This window comes from Apilactobacillus apinorum (genome assembly GCF_001281175.1).
GTDB classification, from domain to species: domain Bacteria; phylum Bacillota; class Bacilli; order Lactobacillales; family Lactobacillaceae; genus Apilactobacillus; species Apilactobacillus apinorum.
Map to the genome: position 1 here is coordinate 340,974 of NZ_KQ440396.1, position 16,934 is coordinate 357,907.

The window sequence follows — 16,934 nt, forward strand, 5'->3', positions numbered from 1 at the left end:
ACTAGTCGTTCCCATTGATATACTACGCAGGGGGAACTGAGTTTAAAATGCCGTGAGGCATTTGTTAATGATTCATGATTCCTTAATCGCCAGTTTATGACCTTTATTTTAAACGAATATTCATAATAAGTCTTAGTATTTTTAGAAAAATATTCAGAACCAAACTGATCAAACTTTCTAATCCATTCGTAAAGGGTCGCAGACCCTTTAATACCATACTTCTTAGTTATTTTTGTAAATCCTAAACCATTATAATAATCTTTAATGGCAGCTAATTTTATTTCTCTGCTAAACATAAAAGAACCCCTTGAGTTAGATTTCTCCAATTCAAGGGGTTCAGTTCAAAGCATCTTTTTAAAATTTAAATGTATTGTAATTCTTTATCGTTTTGATATGCAGCATCGATGATAGCTGAACCTAAACATTCATCACCATCATAGAATACAACAGCTTGACCAGGAGTTACTGCTCTTGCTGGGTCATCAAATTCTACCTTTAATGACTTTCCATCATCATTTAGATGCACGCTAACACCAACGTCTTTTTGACGGTAGCGGAATTGAGCTGTACAACGGAAGTCATTGCCACGATCACTGATATCGTTAATCCAGAAAATATCTGAAGCAACTAAATAATCGGCATATAGATGTTCATTTTCGTATCCCTTACCAACATATAAAATGTTCTTTGATAAATCTTTTCCGACTACGAACCAAGGACGATTATCTTTACCGTCTCCACCAATACCTAGACCTTTTCTTTGACCGATTGTGTAATACATTAATCCATCATGTTGGCCTTTTACTTCACCTTCAAAAGTCATCATTTTACCAGGTGTTGCTGGTAAATAATTGCTCAAGAATGATTTGAAGTTCTTTTCACCGATGAAACAGATTCCCATTGAATCCTTCTTTTCAGCAGTTGCAAGACCAGCTTCTTTAGCAATTTCTCTAACCTTAGGTTTAGGCATATCTCCTAATGGGAACATAACACGATCTAATTGGTCTGCTGATAATTGACTCAAGAAGTATGTTTGGTCCTTGTTGTCATCACTACCACGTAATAAGTGGTTATGACCATCTTCATCACGTTGTAGTCTAGCATAGTGACCAGTTGCAATATAGTCAGCACCTAGGTCTAATGCGTAGTCTAGAAAAGCTCTAAACTTAATTTCTTTGTTACAAATAACATCGGGATCTGGAGTTCTACCTTTTTTATATTCATTCAAGAAATAAGTGAAAACGCGATCCCAATATTCTTTTTCAAAATTAACAGAGTAGTAAGGTATTCCGATTTCTGAGGCCACTTTGGCTACATCTTTGTAGTCTTCAGTAGCTGTACAAACACCGTTTTCATCGGTATCGTCCCAGTTCTTCATAAATACACCTACAACGTCATATCCTTGTTGCTTCAAAAGGTAGGCGGTTACGGATGAATCCACTCCACCTGACATTCCGACAACAACACGGGTATTACTATTGTCTGCCATTTTAAATCACCATCATTTCTTTTAGATTCTTAGAACCTACGAGTTGAAGGTCGCACATTCCATAAAGAGTATGATACCTATTTCTGCGACAAAATGCAATTAAGAAGCAAAAAAGGAAGCCATTAGGCTTCCTTTCTATTTTTTAATAAATACGTTTCTTTCAACGAAATTGTTCATTAAGAAATTGTATTGTTCTACTAATTCATCGGATTGTTTGTTAGTAAAAATATTAACTTTATTTAAACCATTGCTTGTAACGGCACTCAGTTTAAAAGAACTTAAATCACCTTTAAAAACAATCTTTAATTTAACACCATTATATGGGTCGTTAGGATCTAGGGTTCTTTCAAAAGAATAGTTACCCGCTTTAGTACTAACAAAACCCATATCGGTTAATGTATATTTCTTTACTTCTGGACTAACAGCATACACTGTATTATCTCCAAGTAATTGATTACTAATTTCAAAAGCCATTTTAGTCCACCCTCTTAATTCTTTTTATTACTTTTACTAATGCTTCACTAAACAAATCAATTTCTTCACTCGTAGTGAACTTACCAAAACTAATTCGAATTGATTCTGATGATCTGTTTGTTTCATTGCCATACATTGCTACTAACACATGTGATGGTTCAATGTTACCTGCTGTACATGCTGAACCTGCAGAGATTGCAAAACCAGCTAAATCCATATTAGCTAGAATAACATCAGATGCAATTCCTTTTATCCAAACATTAAAAACATGTTGTAGTGGATTATTATCGACAGTGCCATTAACTACAAATTCAATGTCATTATCATTTAATTCACTCATAATTTGTTTTTTGAAACCCAAGTATCTATCATGTAGTTCTTGCTTTACTTCAGGTGTAATCATAGATACAGCAGTAGCAAATCCAGATATTGATGGAATGTTTTCTGTTCCTGCACGACGTTTCTTTTCTTGTTCTCCACCCTTGATAAAACTAGGAAAATCGACACCAGTTCTTTTATAAAGAAAACCAGTCATTTTGGGTCCATTAATTTTATGCGCTGAAGTAGAAAGCATATCAATGTGATCCTTTTCAACATCAATATCCAATAGTCCATATGCTTGAACAGCATCTGTATGGAACCATGCTTGGTGGTCTTTTAGAAGTTCACCAATTTCGTGAATCGGCATGCAAGAACCAACTTCATTATTACCTGTCATAATAGTTACTAAGATAGTTTCATCATCTAAAGCTGACCTTAAGTCCTCAATATTAATGACTCCATCAGTATTAACTGGTAAGTATGTGATCTTATAACCTTGGCCTTCTAAATATTCCAATGGCTTTAATACTGCTTCGTGTTCAATTGCGGTTGTAATAATATGTTTACCTAATGATTTTCGAGCTTCAGCAGTTTGTATAATTGCTGTATTATCACTTTCACTACCACCGCTGGTAAATATTATTTCGTCTGGCTTAGCGTTTATGCTTTTAGCAATAATGTCTCTACTATCTTCCAATACTGTATGAGCTTTTCTACCAATTCCATAAAGTGTGGAAGCATTCCCATAAACATTTTGCATCTTATCATACATATCATCTAAGACGTTTTTATCGATGGGGGTTGTAGCGGCATTATCCAAGTAAACTTCTCTCAAATATACCTAAACCCTTTCTATTTTTGATTTTCCAACAAGTCTAATAGCATTTTGGCTGAACGTTTCCCAGCTTCCAAAATAAATTCATCGAAGCTCTTATCAGCATCCCCATTAGCATTATCTGACATTGCTCTTACAACAACATAAGGAATGTTAAATTGATTTGCAACTTGTCCAACTGCAGCACCTTCCATTTCACATGAAAGTGCGTCTGGGAAATTCTTTAAAATGCCATCAATAACTGATTGATCAGCAACAAATTGATCACCAGTAACAATTAGTCCTGATTTAACATTTAGACCAACTTCTTTAGAAGCTTCGGTAATTTCTTTAGACCATTTTTCTGATGCTTTAAATCTAGCAGGTTGACCTGGAAGTTGTCCATATACATATCCAGCTGCAGTAGCGTCAACATCATGGTATGCAGTTTCGGTAGAAACCACGACATCTCCAACATTTAAGCCTTCACCAATACCACCAGCTGATCCGGAATTAATAACGATATCAACGTTAAAACTAGTGATTAATTGAGCTGTTGTTAAACCTGCTTCTACTTTACCGATACCAGATCTTACTAGTACCACTTCTTGTCCAGAAATGGTTCCTTCATAAAAAGTCATTTCTTTAATATTAACTTCATTTTTATTTTCTAATGATTCTAGCAATGTTTTAATTTCTTCATCCATTGCACATAAAATTCCGAATTTCATTTTGTTTTCTCCTATGGGTTAACGTAAATTAAAATTAAATATACTACGATAATCAGTAAAACCAACAATACAATGGCCCAGTTTAATTTTCTAGCCAATTTCTTGATTTTATCATCTTCGCTTATTGTATTATTTCTAGAAATTTCTTCTTGATTAGGCATATCTTCATTAGATTGACTTCTTGTGATAAATTCGTCATCTAAATGTTGTTTCTTTTTATTACTTTGATACTCTTTTCTAGTTATCATTAAGGAATAACCCCTTTTGCAATTAACGACCTATTTGATCATGTAATTTCCAATAATAAATTGCAGTAATCGTCTTAGCATCTTCGATTTTGCCATTTTCAATCATTTCCAACGCTTCATCTAAAGAATATTCTTTAATATTTAAATACTCTCCTTGATCACGTGGTAATTCATCTTTAACTGGCTTTAAATTAAATGCTAAATACAATTCCATATATTCATCACAAAAGCCGACACTAGAATAAAATCCAGTAATTCTTTTGATATTTTGTGCTTCTAATCTTGTTTCCTCATTTAGCTCTCTTTTTACTGTATCTAAAGAGGAATTATCTCTATCATCTACTTTTCCAGCAGGAATTTCGATGGTCTCTTTTGCAATTGGTGCACGCCATTGAGTTTCTAATAGCATTTTATTATTCTCTGTTAAAACAAGAATACCAACAGCATTAGAATGATGGACAACGTCTCTAGTAGAAGTTTCTCCGTTTGGTAATTCAACGGTTTGTTTTTCAACGTTAATAATTGCACCGTTGTATTTAGGTTCTACTCCTAAAACTTTCTCTTCAAGATTCATATTATCAACCCTTTATGATTTATATATTCATTCTATATACTTTAAAAGATTTTTTCAATTATTCTCTAGTCAATGACACGAATTTTTACCGCTTGTGCACCTTTCATCCCTTGAGCAATTTGATATTCAACCTTTTGACCAATTTCAATTTCGTTTCTAGTTTTATTTTCGACTGCAGATGCATGGAAAAATACTTTATTCTTATCTTCACCTTTTAAAAATCCGAAATCATGTTCTGGATTAAAATTGTTTACTTTACCTTTTATCATTATTTTTCTCCTTAAAATAAAAAACTGGGATAATCCCAGTTTTTTATTGTTTATTCTTCAAAACCTTCAGTTGCAGTTTCTGGGAAGTTATCACGTACAATCTTAGCACAACGTGCACAGAATTGTGGATAATCAGCATCAGAACCAACATCAGTACTAATTAATCGACAACGTTCACAAACGTCACCTTCAGCATGTTTTACTACAATTGAAAGGCCATCATTAAAGTTTTGTGCTTCGCTTGGAGCACTACTTGCGTCGTTAATTGATAGTTCAGATACCATTAGGATTTGAGCAACGTCAGTATCCAATGATTCTAACTTAGCTTTAACGTTATCATCAACGTATAATTCTAGGTTAGCTTCTGAAGCTTTACCGATTAACTTGTTATTTCTAGCTTCTTCTAATGCCTTTAAGACGTCATCTCTTAATTCCATAAAGTTATGCCATTTTTCAGCAATTTCTTCGGCACCTGGTAACTCAACAGATTCTGGCATTTCTGATAGTTGAACGAATTCTTCTTCTTCAGATAAGAATGGCCAAATTTCTTCAGCAGTGTGTGGTAATACTGGAGTCATTAGCTTAGTTAATGCAACAGCAGCTTGATATAAGACAGTTTGCATTGATCTTCTTTCAGCACTATCTTCAGCATAAATATATAAAATATCTTTAGCGAAGTCTAGATAGAATGCTGATAAATCAGCATTGATAAATGAAAGTAGTCGACGGTTTAAGCTAAGGAAGTCGTAGTTATCATAGTCAGCTTTAATGTCTTTGATAAATTGGTTTAATCTAACCATCATGTATTTATCTGCTGACTTCATGTCATCAAATGAAACACTGTTAGTCTTTGGATCGAAATCTGAAGTATTAGCTAGTAAGTATCTCATTGTATTTCTAATTTTCTTGTATGAATCAGAAATTTTTACAAAGTTTTCCATTGATACTCTAACATCAGCTGAAGTATCTACAGAAGTAACCCATAGACGAACGATTTCAGCACCCATTTGCTTAATAACTTCATCAGGAGCAATTGTATTACCAAGTGATTTACTCATCTTGTGGCCTTCACCATCAAGTGTGAATCCTTGTGATAATAGTTGTTTGTATGGAGCTTTACCGCTAAATGCAACACTAGTAATTAAACTTGAGTTGAACCAACCACGGTATTGGTCTGAACCTTCAAGATATAGGTCTGCTGGATAAGTTAGGTAATCACGTTCAGCACAAACACCTTGGTGTGATGAACCAGAATCGAACCAAACATCCATAATGTCGTGTTCCTTAGTGAATTTACCGTTTGGTGAATGTTCACTAGTAAATCCTTCAGGAAGTAAGTCCTTAGCTTCCTTTTCAAACCAAATATCAGAACCATGTTTAGCAAATAAATCTGCAACATGATCAGTAGTTTCCTTAGTAATAATTGGTGTACCATCTTCAGCATAGAAAATTGGTAGTGGAACTCCCCATACACGTTGTCTAGAGATTACCCAATCACCACGGTCTTTAATCATATTGTAAAGACGTTTTTTACCCCATTCAGGTTTAAATTGAACATCTTCAATGGCATTTAAAATGTCATCTCTAATCTTATCAACTGAAGCAAACCATTGGTCAGTAGCACGATAAATTACTGGCTTCTTAGTTCTCCAGTCAAATGGATAACTATGAGTAATTGGTTGGTACTTCAATAGTAAGTTCTTTTCTTTTAACTTGTTTAATGAAATTTCATTAGCGTCATCATAGAAAACACCTTCGAAATCTGGACCAGCTTCTTTTGTTAAGTATCCTTGTGCATCTACATCTACAAAGATGTCTAATCCATATGATTTACCAACATAGTAGTCATCTTCCCCAAAACCAGGAGCAGTATGAACTAAACCAGTACCAGTATCAATTGTTACGAAATCACCTAGCATAGTTAGTAATTGTCTATCCATAAATGGATGTTGTGCTAACACGCCTTCTAATTCTTGACCCTTTACGGTCTTAACGATTTCGTAATCTTCCCAACCAAATAGTTCAGCATCTTTACCAACTAATTCAGCAGCAAGAACAAACTTACGATCATCGTTAGATGGTTTTACAACGGCGTAATCGAAACCGGCATCAATAGTAATACCCATAGATGCTGGAATTGTCCATGGAGTAGTTGTCCAAACAACCATGTATGTGTTGTCTTCGTCTAATACCCCTTTACCGTCAACAACCTTTTCAGCGTAGAATGCTGAAGGTGATTCGATATCATGGTATTCAACTTCTGCTTCAGCAAGAGCTGATTCAGATGACCATGACCAAATAACAGGCTTTTTACCACGGTAAATTAAGCCTTTTTCAGCCATTTTACCGAAAACTCTAATTTCAGCAGCTTCAAATTCTGGTTTTAATGTAAGGTATGGATTGTCCCATTCACCTGTAACTCCAAGACGTTTGAATCCTTCTCTTTGACGATCTACTTGTTTCAATGCATATTCATGACATAACTTTCTAAATTCATTAGTATCCATCTTTTTACGATCGTAACCAGCTTGAGTTAGTTTTTGTTCGATTGGTAAACCATGAGTATCCCAACCAGGAACATAAGGGGCTCTAAAGCCATTCATTGACTTATATCTAACAATAAAGTCTTTAGAAATTTTGTTTAAAGCATGTCCCATATGAATGTCACCATTGGCATATGGAGGTCCATCATGTAATACAAAAGAAGGCTTACCTTCATTTAATTTTTGTCTTAATTGATAAACATTGTTATCTTCCCATGCTTTTTGTCTTTCTACTTCTTTAACTGGCAAATTACCACGCATTTTAAACTTGGTCTTACCTAAATTTAAAGTATCTTTAACTCGCATCAAAATCACTCCTTTTCTAATAAAAAAAGACCTCATCACAAGGGACGAAGTCTTTCGCGGTACCACCCAATTTAGAACGTAAATACATTCTATCTTAATTAACTAATTTATGAGATAAACTGAGGTGATCTGCAATAAATGATTTACAACTGACCTCTCACCAATCATCAGCTCGCTTTATTGTATCAATTTATTGTTTTCTGTTCTCAATCTCGTTATTTAATTTTCTTAAAAGAACCATCAGGATAAATCTTTACAGTTGCATCCTTAGGCATCTCTTTACTATCAGATTTTACTACTGTGTCTTTAAAAGTGTCAAGGTTATTAATTTGTTTGCTAACCTTTTCTTGATTTGCATCTACACCTGAAATGATTTTATCCCATTCAGAACTTGAGATCATTTCCATTTGACTCTTTAATAAAGTTTGTAGTTTTTCTCTAAATGATTCTGTAGTCTTTCTTAAATCATCATTAGCTACCAATAGTGCTTTAGATTGACTTGAGATGTTTTCAACGATTTCCTTAGCCTTAACACTAGCATCGTTTAGAATTTCATCTGCTTGCTTTCTTGATTGTTCAGTTACATCATTTGCTTCATTTTGAGCATCAATTTTAACTTGATCAGCAGCATTTTGTGCAATGATAATTGATTGGTTCAATGAATCTTTCATACCGTTAAAGTATTTTAGTTCTTCTTCTGTTTCTTTCAAACGATTCTTCATTTCAATGTTTTCTGAAAGAGTTAGTTGGTAATCCTTAATAATACGATCTAAGAATTCATTGACCTCGTCAATATTGTAACCTCTCATTTTTACAGAAAATTCTTTGTTGTGAATATCTTGTGGGCTAAGTACCATGAGTATCTCTCCTCCAACCTATTTTTTTAGAACAGAAATCACTGCTCTATATTTACCTTTTTTTGTTTCTCCATCCTGTCTCTTCAACTTAAGTCTACCATATCTTCTTACAGAAACAACATCATGTGTTGTAATTTCATAATCAGGTCGAATATTAACGGCCCAATTAAGATGAACCTTCTGGTGACTTACTAATTCTTTAGCATCGTTTCTAGAAATGTTAAATCCCTCAGAAATTAAGGTGTCCATTCTAAATGATGAAACTGTTGTTGATTCATCTTTCCACTCATTTTCAGGGACAATAACTTCTTTTAATGGAGTTTCAATTAAAGTAACCTTTGTTTTTCCAATTGAATTGATTTGCATCTTTATGAAATCAGCAATTTCTTCAGTGCAGAAGAACTGCCATTGAGTTCCGTCCGTTAATATATCACCAATAGTTGTTCTCTCAATTCCAGAACCTAACAAAGTACCTAATATCTTACTGTGTCTTAGTTTGGAAAATTTAACTGGATATCTAATTTCAAACAATCGTAGCTTAAAATCATCATCCGTAGGAGTAAAATAATCGGGATAAATTAAACATCTCTTCATCTCTGCATTATCGTATCCACCGAAACTCTTAACTTGTAAATCGGGTTGGCGATTAACTAAAGTTGTTAAAATATAAACTTGTCTAGGGTTTAAAAACTTTGTAAGAATTGGTCGATACTGATTTATAGATTCATCGATTAAATCAGCACAGGAATCAATAAATGGAACTTCTTCTTTTCTAAAATGCTGTTCAATATTCTTATCCATTTTTATCTCAATCTATCGTTCATTTCTTTTCTAATATCTCCGTCAACTGAGTAATTGTGTGGGGTGAAAAGAAATACTAATTCAGAAATTCTTTCGATATTTCCATCAATTGTAAAGATAACACCATTTAAAAAGTCAATGATTCTACGAGTAGCTTCGTCACTAGCAGCATCAAAATTAATGATAACTGCATTGTTATCAATCAGTTTTTGACCAATTGTCTTAACATCAGCATAAATTTTTGGTTCAAAAACAGCTATTTTACTATTTTCATGTCCCCTATTTTTGCCAATAGATACGACTTTATCACTAGTTTCAACTTGTGATTCATTGTCATAGTATTCTTCATCTTGATCATAATCTGTACCGAAAAATTTACTAATATTAAATTTAGCTGTCATTTCATTTCATTCCCTTCAAAGAAATTTACAAAATATTATTTGCGACGGAATTTGAAAAATGGTGGTAAATCATCATCATTAGAGCTATCATCTGCTTGGTTTTCGCTAGCATTGTTAGCATCAAATGGATCAAATTCTTTCTTTTGAACATTTTCAAATCTTGCATCAGTAGTTTCTGATGATGCTGATTGTTCATTATTAGTTCTTACATTGTTATTTGATTCGTCTTCTTTGTGACGTCTTGGAGTAGCAACACGTCCAGCGTTATCAGCACTTCTAGCACCTCTGTTAACTTGGCCGTTAAGTAATTCTTCTGGACTTGTTTCGATTCCAGTTGCAATTACTGTTACCTTAATTGCATCTCCTAATTCTTCATCGATTGAAGTACCAAAGATGATATTTACATCACTAGTTGCAGCTTGAGCAACAATATCAGAAGCATCTTGTGCTTCAAATAGTGACATGTCTGGACCACCAGTAATATTTAATAGCACTTGTTTTGCACCATCGATTGATACTTCAAGTAATGGTGATGAAATAGCCTTCTTAGTAGCTTCAGCAGTTCTGTTTTCACCAGTTGCAGTACCAACACCCATTAATGCAGAACCTGTGTTTTGCATTACAGTCTTAACGTCAGCAAAATCCAAGTTAACGTAACCAGGACTTGTAATTAAGTCTGAAATACCTTGAACACCTTGTCTTAGCACGTTATCTGCTTCTTGGAAAGCTTCCATCATTGGTGTCTTCTTGTCTACCATTTCTAATAAGCGGTTATTAGCGATAACAATTAATGTATCAACATTTTCTTTAAGTGCTGAAACACCTTCAGCAGCATATTTGGACCTTCTTGGTCCTTCAAAAGTAAATGGTCTAGTTACAACACCAACAGTTAAAGCACCTGATTGCTTAGCAATTTTAGCTACGATAGGAGCAGCACCGTTACCAGTACCACCACCCATTCCGGCAGTTACAAATACCATATCTGCGCCTTCAAGTGCTTGAGCAATAGCTTCTTCACTTTCTTCAGCAGCTTTAGTACCGACTTCTGGATCTGAACCAGCACCTAAACCACGAGTTAGTTTAGGTCCTAATTGAATTTTAGTTTCAGCTTTTGAAGTGTTTAGAGCTTGTACATCTGTATTAGCTACGATGAATTCAACACCCTTAACATCTTCTGCAATCATACGGTTAACGGCGTTACTACCACCGCCACCTACTCCGATGACTTTAATTTTTGCGCCTTGACTTTGTGTAGAATCTAATGAAAATTCCATTTTAACTTCCTCCGTGTATTCCTGTTATTTTATTCGAAAAAGTCTTTATAGAAGCGGCTAAACATCCCTTTAGTATTTTTAGCAACTTTAGAAACAGACTTTTTATCTTTACGAGGCTTTTCAGTGATTTCAGTTTCGTAATTAACATCTTCTGTAATCATATCATCATTATAATTATTCCCAATGAAATCATCATCATTTTGTTGTGCAGTCACAACGCTCTTGCCTTCAAGTGAAGATCTAACTAACACTTGAATTTCACTCATATTTGCTCGATAAGTAACTAGCGATAGTGCTAATGAGAATGATGGGTGTCTCAATCCCATTTGGTCTGGAATATATACTCTAACGTTAGTATCCAATCGATCTGCAGCTAAGTCTGATATTCCTGGTAATGCAGCCACACCACCTGTTAAGACTACCCCTCCAGGTAAACTTAAGGCTGATATACTGCTTAAGCTCTTATCCATTCTAGTGAAAATTTGATCTAATCTAGCTTGAATGATTTCAGCTAAATATTTTTCAGAAATTCTAACTGGTTGGCTTTGTCCAACCACTTCAATAGGAAATTCGTTATTTTCTGAAGCGTCGATTTCATCGGCGTATCCATAATCACGCTTAATTTTTTCAGCACTTTCCAGTGAAGTGTTTAAAACAACTGAGATATCTTTGGTGATGTATTCTCCACCTTCGCTATCAACGGTTGTGAATTTTAATTGGTGATCATGAATAACTGACGCTGTGGTTTGTCCACCACCAAGATCAATTAAAACTGTTCCAAAATCTTGTTCGCCATCATCTAGAATTGTCATTCCTTGTGCTAATGACATATTAATCACAGCTGCAGGATTTAACCCGGCTCTTTGAACTGCTTTTTTAACATTATGAATGATTGTCTTAGGTCCAGTAATAATACGTCCCTTCATTTCAAGACGTACACCTACCATACCACGTGGGTCTTTAATACCATCAAATCCATCAACGACAAATTCGTCAGCTAAAGTATCCACAATTTCTCTTTCAGGTGGTAAATTCTTAATCATCGCAGATACAGTCACATTTCTTACATCTTCATCAGATATTTCTCTGGATTGATCTGAGATTGCAACCATCCCACTACATGGTTCAATTTTTAATTGATTTGCTGGAATCCCAACGATTACATCATTAATTTGAATACCAGCTTTTTCTTCTGCCTGGTTTACAGCTTTTCTTATTGATTCAGAAGCCTTGTCAATATCAACAATGATGCCTCGGCTAATTCCTTCTGAACGTTCATTTCCTAAACCTAAAACGTTCATTTGTCCTTTAACCTTTTCAGCAACAATCACTTTAATTGACGTGGTTCCTATATCTAATCCAACATACATTTCTGAATTCATAATCTAGGGGAACCTCCAATTAAGAATAATTATTCTTAGATACTCTTATTTCTATTTAAGTTAGTTATATTTTAATTTTAACACAAGAATCTCTAACTCTAAAGAACCATTATTGGTTTCTTTTAGTGTTTGCTTTTTTTGTTTCTTTATTCACTTTAAGTGTTGTTTTTGTTGTGCTTTTTTTAGTTTCAGTTTTTTGATCCGAAATTGGGTATGAATAAGCCCCTACTTCGAGATTAATAACACTCTTGGTTTTTAACTGAGTTGCAATCGATCTATAAAAGCCCATTTTTTTATTGAAATCGCTCATCAAAATGATGATTCTATTTCCATCACGCATGTATACATGCAATTCATCAGTGTAAACCTTCGTAGGTGAAAATGAAATCACTCTTACGTTATCCCTAATATCCTTAGGTAATTTCAAATACTTTTGAATCATTTCACGCAACTTTGAACGATCATTGAACTTAACAATATATGGCATCTTATCGTCTTTAGGGTTTTTAACAGCGATATTTGTAACATTACCATTTTCTAAAATTAGATATTGCTTTTTTCCTTTAGTTTCATATCCAATTTCTCTATATGGTGTCACTTTAATGCTTAGATTATTAAATCCATTAAAATGAAAATCAATATTTTTAATTCTGTGGTCCTTTTTAGAAACATTTTCGTTAATTCGTTTCTTATGACCAATAATTTTAAATACGCTATCTCCTGAGCTAAGGCCTAAATCATTCTTGATTTCATTAACAGGAACATAACCGTTTCCCAGAATCTTGATTTGATTAATTTTGCTAAGTGGAGACACCAAATAGATTAAAATCCCCAACACAACTACAATAGGTAAAATAATATAAGCTGACGAATTTAATTTATTTTTGATTTTTTGCTTATTTAATTCAACAAAATCATCTGATATTCTCGACTCTTTATTGGAGAGCTTCGAAGGCATTTTTAATTTCATTTCACCCACTCCAATTAGTGACAAATAGATTTAGCTAAATCTAACAATCTTGTGGCTGCATCTCTACATCCCATGTTTCTTGCATTTTCAGCCATTTTTAAACGTTTATCTCGATCATTCATAATAAAATCAGCGTTTTCAACCAATGTTTTTTCAGTTAAATCATCTTCCGTAATAATAACGGCAGCATCATTTTTAACTAAGCTCAATGCATTTTTAGTTTGGTGATCAGCAGTAACATAAGGACTTGGAATCAATACAGAAGGAATCCCCAGCGCTGTTATTTCAGCTAAACTAGTTGCCCCTGCTCTTCCGACAATTGCATCTACTTTAGGTAGGACATTTGGCATGTCAGCAATGTAGTCTAAAATAGCTACATTATCATTAATAGTTTGTCCTTTTAACTGTTCCATTACATCATCATATCTCTTAGGACCGGTTACAAATACAACTTGGTAATCTTTTCGATTGAATAAGTGAATACTTTCCGCTGTAACTCGATTGATTTTTAGAGCACCTTGACTTCCACCAAAAATTAATAAGGTTGGTACATCATCTTTAAGACCATATTTAGTCCACGAGAAATCAGATTTCAAGTTAGCAACCTGTTGTGCCCTAGGATTACCAGTGTACACTGTTTTGTCTGCAGGGAATTGACTGATTGCATCTTCAAATCCGACTGCAATCTTATCAACATGCTTGCTTAAAAAACGATTGGTTAAACCAACAACACTGTTTTGTTCATGAATCATGGTTGGAATCTTCATTTGTGCTGCAGCATAAACAACTGCTCCAGATACATATCCACCAGTTCCAATAACGATATCTGGTTTAAATTGTTTTATTAATTTTTTAGCTTTATGCAAGCTCTTCATAAATAAGGCTACTGTCTTTACGTTATATAAAGATAGTGAACGTTTAAAACCTTGAATTTCTAATTCTTCAAAATCAATATTATGCTTAGGAACAATGTCCTTTTCTAATCCTCTGGTAGAACCAACATACAAAACTTCAGAATCTGGATCTACACGTCTTAATTCTTCAATTAAAGCTAGAGCTGGATAAATATGTCCACCAGTTCCTCCGCCTGAAATCATCAGTCTCATTTTGTTACTTCCTTTCTACCAGTTTTTTGTTCAACGAACTTAATAAATTCGTCCCCTCTTTGTTCAAAAGTATCATATTGGTCCCAACTTGCATTCGCAGGTGATAGAAGGATTACATCTCCTTCATCACTCATTGACCAAGCTTCGTTAACCGCTTGTTCTAAATTATCAACAACTTTAATACTCTTTATCCCTGCATTGGAAGCAGTTTGAGATAGCAATTGCTTGGTTTCTCCAAATAACACAATTGCCTTCACATGATTTTTAAAGTCATCTTCTAGTTTTTCGAAAGTGTATCCACGATCCAGACCACCTGCGATTAAAACAACATTATCGTTAAAACTTCTTAAAGCAACTTGGGTTGCTTCAATATCAGTGGCCTTAGAGTCGTTATAAAAATCTCTGTCCATATATGAAAGTACATATTGAACACGATGTCTGACTCCGCCAAAACTACCTAACGCCTTTTTAATTGCGTCATTTGATTTATTCATTATTTTAGTAACAGCAATTGCTGCTAATGCATTTTGTACGTTTTGTTGCCCGGGTACTTTAATATTCTTAACATCCATAACCTTTTCATCTTTGAAAAAGATTTGATTATCTAAAACATATGCACCTTCTTTTGAAACTGCATCGTAAGAAAATGGCACTACTTTGGCCTTACTTCTTTTACTTAATTCAACCCATTCAGGATTATCAAAATTAACAACAAAATAATCATTTTCAGTTTGATTTTCTGTTATGCGCATTTTGGCGTTAACGTAGTTTTCTCTAGTCTTGTGATAATCCAAATGATTTGAAAAAACATTATTTAATACCGCAATATGTGGATGTAATTCTGTAATTCCTTGCAACATGAAACTAGATAGTTCTAGGACAATATCATCTTCTTTTGTTGCACTTGGAGTTACTGTGCTAGCTGTAACTCCGATATTTCCAGCCACATAGGAATGTCCATTTTTTCGATCAACATTCAAGATGTCGTTAATCATGGTTGAAACAGTTGTTTTTCCATTACTTCCTGTAACACCAATTATAGGAGCTTCACTTACTTCAGTTGCTATCTCTACTTCAACAGTAACTGGAATTCCTTGATTCATCGCTTCTTGAATCAATTCATTATCATAAAAAATACCTGGGTTTTTAACTACTAAGTCAAAGTCTTCTTGATTTAATAGTTCAGCAGATTGTTTTGCTTCAATAACATTTACATCAGTGTTTAATAACTCACTTTTAACATTTTCTGCTAGCGGTTTAGCATCATTAAGCCAGACATCGGCTCCTAACTGTCTTAAAAGTTTAGCAACATTGATTCCACTTTTCCCAGCACCGACAACTAATATTTTTTTGTTTTTATAATCATCAATATTTTTCATAGTTTTTTTGCTCCCAAAATAAGTATTACATAATAATAGCTAACACACCTGTAATTGCTAGTAGTGCACCCGATATCCAGAATACAATATCAATTTTCCATTCAGACCAACCCAGCATTTCAAAATGATGATGTATTGGTGACATCTTAAAAATTCTTTTTCCAGTTAATTTAAATGATGCAACTTGGATAATTACACTTAATGTTTCCATTACAAACATGAATCCAATCCAAATTAATGATAATTCATGATGAACTAAAATTGATACAGCAGCTAGTGATCCACCTAAAGCAAGTGATCCCATATCTCCCATGAAAATTTTAGCAGGTTTGTGGTTATAAATCATAAATGCACATAGTGCACCAACCACTGCAAAACAGAAGATAGCTACATCCATTTGATGTTGATGAATTGCTACGATTGCGTATGCTAAAAACGCAATAATTGATAATCCACTAACTAATCCATCAAGACCATCAGTTAAATTAACAGCATTAGAGAATCCTGTTAAGTAGAAAATGATAAAAATAGCGTAGAACCAACCTAAATGAAAATCACCTAGGAATGGTAATTTTAGAGCCATTGGAAAATGATTAGCGTAAACAAGTGTGAAAATTAATCCACCAAAAACTTGTCCAGCTAATTTTTGCCAAGCTTTTAAACCTTCATTTTGGCGTCTAAATAGCTTAATGCTATCATCCCACATTCCAAGTAGTCCGTATAAAACAAGGATAAAAATCAATATCAATAGTGTTGGATTGATAAAATGGGTAATCGCTCCACCAACTATGCTGGCAATAATAATTGCAATTATAAATAGCAGTCCACCCATTGTAGGTGTTCCTGATTTAACTTCATGCCATTTAGGTCCTTCTTCTCTAATCATTTGACCTTCATGTTTTCTTCTAAAATATCCAATTAAAGATGGCATAAACACAACTGTAATTATGAAACTAACTAAAATTGGCCACGCAATATTTATAATCATCCTTTTT

18 protein-coding genes are annotated in these 16,934 nt (G+C 34.0%); all 18 read right to left on the reverse strand.

Features of this window, described 5'->3' with window-relative positions; translation table 11 throughout:
• Positions 1–296: transposase (locus RZ74_RS06965; protein ID WP_187291398.1), on the reverse strand; the 296-nt coding region annotated here is incomplete at its 3' end.
• A 65-nt stretch (positions 297–361) separates the two neighbouring features.
• Positions 362–1,489 carry a tRNA 2-thiouridine(34) synthase MnmA gene (mnmA, locus tag RZ74_RS04395; RefSeq protein ID WP_053950239.1) on the reverse strand — a complete coding sequence of 376 codons (1,128 nt, stop codon included), beginning with the start codon at positions 1,487–1,489 and terminating at the stop codon, positions 362–364.
• A gap of 135 nt (positions 1,490–1,624) precedes the next feature.
• Positions 1,625–1,963 carry a cysteine desulfurase gene (locus RZ74_RS04400; RefSeq protein WP_053950240.1) on the reverse strand — a complete coding sequence of 113 codons (339 nt, stop codon included), beginning with the start codon at positions 1,961–1,963 and terminating at the stop codon, positions 1,625–1,627.
• A 1-nt stretch (position 1,964) separates the two neighbouring features.
• Positions 1,965–3,119 carry a cysteine desulfurase family protein gene (locus RZ74_RS04405; RefSeq protein ID WP_053950241.1) on the reverse strand — a complete coding sequence of 385 codons (1,155 nt, stop codon included), beginning with the start codon at positions 3,117–3,119 and terminating at the stop codon, positions 1,965–1,967.
• 17 nt (positions 3,120–3,136) lie between these two features.
• Positions 3,137–3,829, reverse strand: a complete 693-nt coding sequence (locus RZ74_RS04410) for a 5'-methylthioadenosine/adenosylhomocysteine nucleosidase (RefSeq protein ID WP_053950242.1) — start codon at positions 3,827–3,829, stop codon at positions 3,137–3,139.
• An 11-nt stretch (positions 3,830–3,840) separates the two neighbouring features.
• Positions 3,841–4,077, reverse strand: coding sequence for a hypothetical protein (locus RZ74_RS04415; RefSeq protein ID WP_053950243.1), 237 nt, complete (start codon positions 4,075–4,077; stop codon positions 3,841–3,843).
• Positions 4,078–4,099: 22 nt separating this feature from the next.
• Complete coding sequence (locus RZ74_RS04420; protein WP_053950244.1) at positions 4,100–4,651, reverse strand: NUDIX hydrolase; 552 nt, start codon at positions 4,649–4,651, stop codon at positions 4,100–4,102.
• A gap of 65 nt (positions 4,652–4,716) precedes the next feature.
• The gene (locus tag RZ74_RS04425) at positions 4,717–4,920 is read right to left on the reverse strand and encodes a cold-shock protein (RefSeq protein ID WP_053950245.1); all 204 of its coding nucleotides are present in this window, start codon (positions 4,918–4,920) and stop codon (positions 4,717–4,719) included.
• Between the two features lie 50 nt (positions 4,921–4,970).
• Positions 4,971–7,769 carry an isoleucine--tRNA ligase gene (gene ileS / locus RZ74_RS04430; protein WP_053950246.1) on the reverse strand — a complete coding sequence of 933 codons (2,799 nt, stop codon included), beginning with the start codon at positions 7,767–7,769 and terminating at the stop codon, positions 4,971–4,973.
• A gap of 215 nt (positions 7,770–7,984) precedes the next feature.
• On the reverse strand, positions 7,985–8,626 hold the full coding sequence (locus tag RZ74_RS04435) for a DivIVA domain-containing protein (protein ID WP_053950247.1): 642 nt from the start codon (positions 8,624–8,626) through the stop codon (positions 7,985–7,987).
• An 18-nt stretch (positions 8,627–8,644) separates the two neighbouring features.
• Positions 8,645–9,427, reverse strand: a complete 783-nt coding sequence (locus tag RZ74_RS04440) for a YlmH family RNA-binding protein (RefSeq protein ID WP_237756927.1) — start codon at positions 9,425–9,427, stop codon at positions 8,645–8,647.
• Between the two features lie 2 nt (positions 9,428–9,429).
• Positions 9,430–9,828 (reverse strand): cell division protein SepF, encoded by a 399-nt coding sequence (locus tag RZ74_RS04445; RefSeq protein ID WP_053950249.1) that lies wholly within the window; start codon positions 9,826–9,828, stop codon positions 9,430–9,432.
• Positions 9,829–9,863: 35 nt separating this feature from the next.
• Complete coding sequence (gene ftsZ / locus RZ74_RS04450) at positions 9,864–11,102, reverse strand: cell division protein FtsZ (RefSeq protein ID WP_053950250.1); 1,239 nt, start codon at positions 11,100–11,102, stop codon at positions 9,864–9,866.
• Between the two features lie 29 nt (positions 11,103–11,131).
• The gene (ftsA, locus tag RZ74_RS04455) at positions 11,132–12,487 is read right to left on the reverse strand and encodes a cell division protein FtsA (RefSeq protein WP_053950251.1); all 1,356 of its coding nucleotides are present in this window, start codon (positions 12,485–12,487) and stop codon (positions 11,132–11,134) included.
• Positions 12,488–12,593: 106 nt separating this feature from the next.
• The gene (locus RZ74_RS04460) at positions 12,594–13,454 is read right to left on the reverse strand and encodes a cell division protein FtsQ/DivIB (protein WP_053950252.1); all 861 of its coding nucleotides are present in this window, start codon (positions 13,452–13,454) and stop codon (positions 12,594–12,596) included.
• Between the two features lie 14 nt (positions 13,455–13,468).
• Positions 13,469–14,560, reverse strand: coding sequence for an undecaprenyldiphospho-muramoylpentapeptide beta-N-acetylglucosaminyltransferase (gene murG, locus RZ74_RS04465; RefSeq protein WP_053950253.1), 1,092 nt, complete (start codon positions 14,558–14,560; stop codon positions 13,469–13,471).
• Entirely contained in the window at positions 14,557–15,939 is a 1,383-nt protein-coding gene (gene murD, locus RZ74_RS04470) for a UDP-N-acetylmuramoyl-L-alanine--D-glutamate ligase (RefSeq protein ID WP_053950254.1), read from the reverse strand. The genes murG and murD overlap by 4 nt, the downstream gene beginning before the upstream one ends.
• Before the next feature lie 25 nt (positions 15,940–15,964).
• Positions 15,965–16,927 carry a phospho-N-acetylmuramoyl-pentapeptide-transferase gene (gene mraY / locus RZ74_RS04475; protein WP_237756928.1) on the reverse strand — a complete coding sequence of 321 codons (963 nt, stop codon included), beginning with the start codon at positions 16,925–16,927 and terminating at the stop codon, positions 15,965–15,967.
• Between the last annotated feature and the right edge of the window lie 7 nt (positions 16,928–16,934).

Bases quoted from the DNA above. Each gene is read 5' to 3' on its own strand.
- mnmA (WP_053950239.1), bottom strand. From the start codon at position 1,489: ATGGCAGACAATAGTAATACCCGTGTTGTTGTCGGAATGTCAGGTGGA.
- RZ74_RS04400 (WP_053950240.1), bottom strand. From the start codon at position 1,963: ATGGCTTTTGAAATTAGTAATCAATTACTTGGAGATAATACAGTGTAT.
- RZ74_RS04410 (WP_053950242.1), bottom strand. From the start codon at position 3,829: ATGAAATTCGGAATTTTATGTGCAATGGATGAAGAAATTAAAACATTG.
- RZ74_RS04415 (WP_053950243.1), bottom strand. From the start codon at position 4,077: ATGATAACTAGAAAAGAGTATCAAAGTAATAAAAAGAAACAACATTTA.
- RZ74_RS04420 (WP_053950244.1), bottom strand. From the start codon at position 4,651: ATGAATCTTGAAGAGAAAGTTTTAGGAGTAGAACCTAAATACAACGGT.
- RZ74_RS04425 (WP_053950245.1), bottom strand. From the start codon at position 4,920: ATGATAAAAGGTAAAGTAAACAATTTTAATCCAGAACATGATTTCGGA.
- ileS (WP_053950246.1), bottom strand. From the start codon at position 7,769: ATGCGAGTTAAAGATACTTTAAATTTAGGTAAGACCAAGTTTAAAATG.
- RZ74_RS04435 (WP_053950247.1), bottom strand. From the start codon at position 8,626: ATGGTACTTAGCCCACAAGATATTCACAACAAAGAATTTTCTGTAAAA.
- RZ74_RS04440 (WP_237756927.1), bottom strand. From the start codon at position 9,427: ATGGATAAGAATATTGAACAGCATTTTAGAAAAGAAGAAGTTCCATTT.
- RZ74_RS04445 (WP_053950249.1), bottom strand. From the start codon at position 9,828: ATGACAGCTAAATTTAATATTAGTAAATTTTTCGGTACAGATTATGAT.
- ftsZ (WP_053950250.1), bottom strand. From the start codon at position 11,102: ATGGAATTTTCATTAGATTCTACACAAAGTCAAGGCGCAAAAATTAAA.
- RZ74_RS04460 (WP_053950252.1), bottom strand. From the start codon at position 13,454: ATGAAATTAAAAATGCCTTCGAAGCTCTCCAATAAAGAGTCGAGAATA.
- murG (WP_053950253.1), bottom strand. From the start codon at position 14,560: ATGAGACTGATGATTTCAGGCGGAGGAACTGGTGGACATATTTATCCA.
- murD (WP_053950254.1), bottom strand. From the start codon at position 15,939: ATGAAAAATATTGATGATTATAAAAACAAAAAAATATTAGTTGTCGGT.
- mraY (WP_237756928.1), bottom strand. From the start codon at position 16,927: ATGATTATAAATATTGCGTGGCCAATTTTAGTTAGTTTCATAATTACA.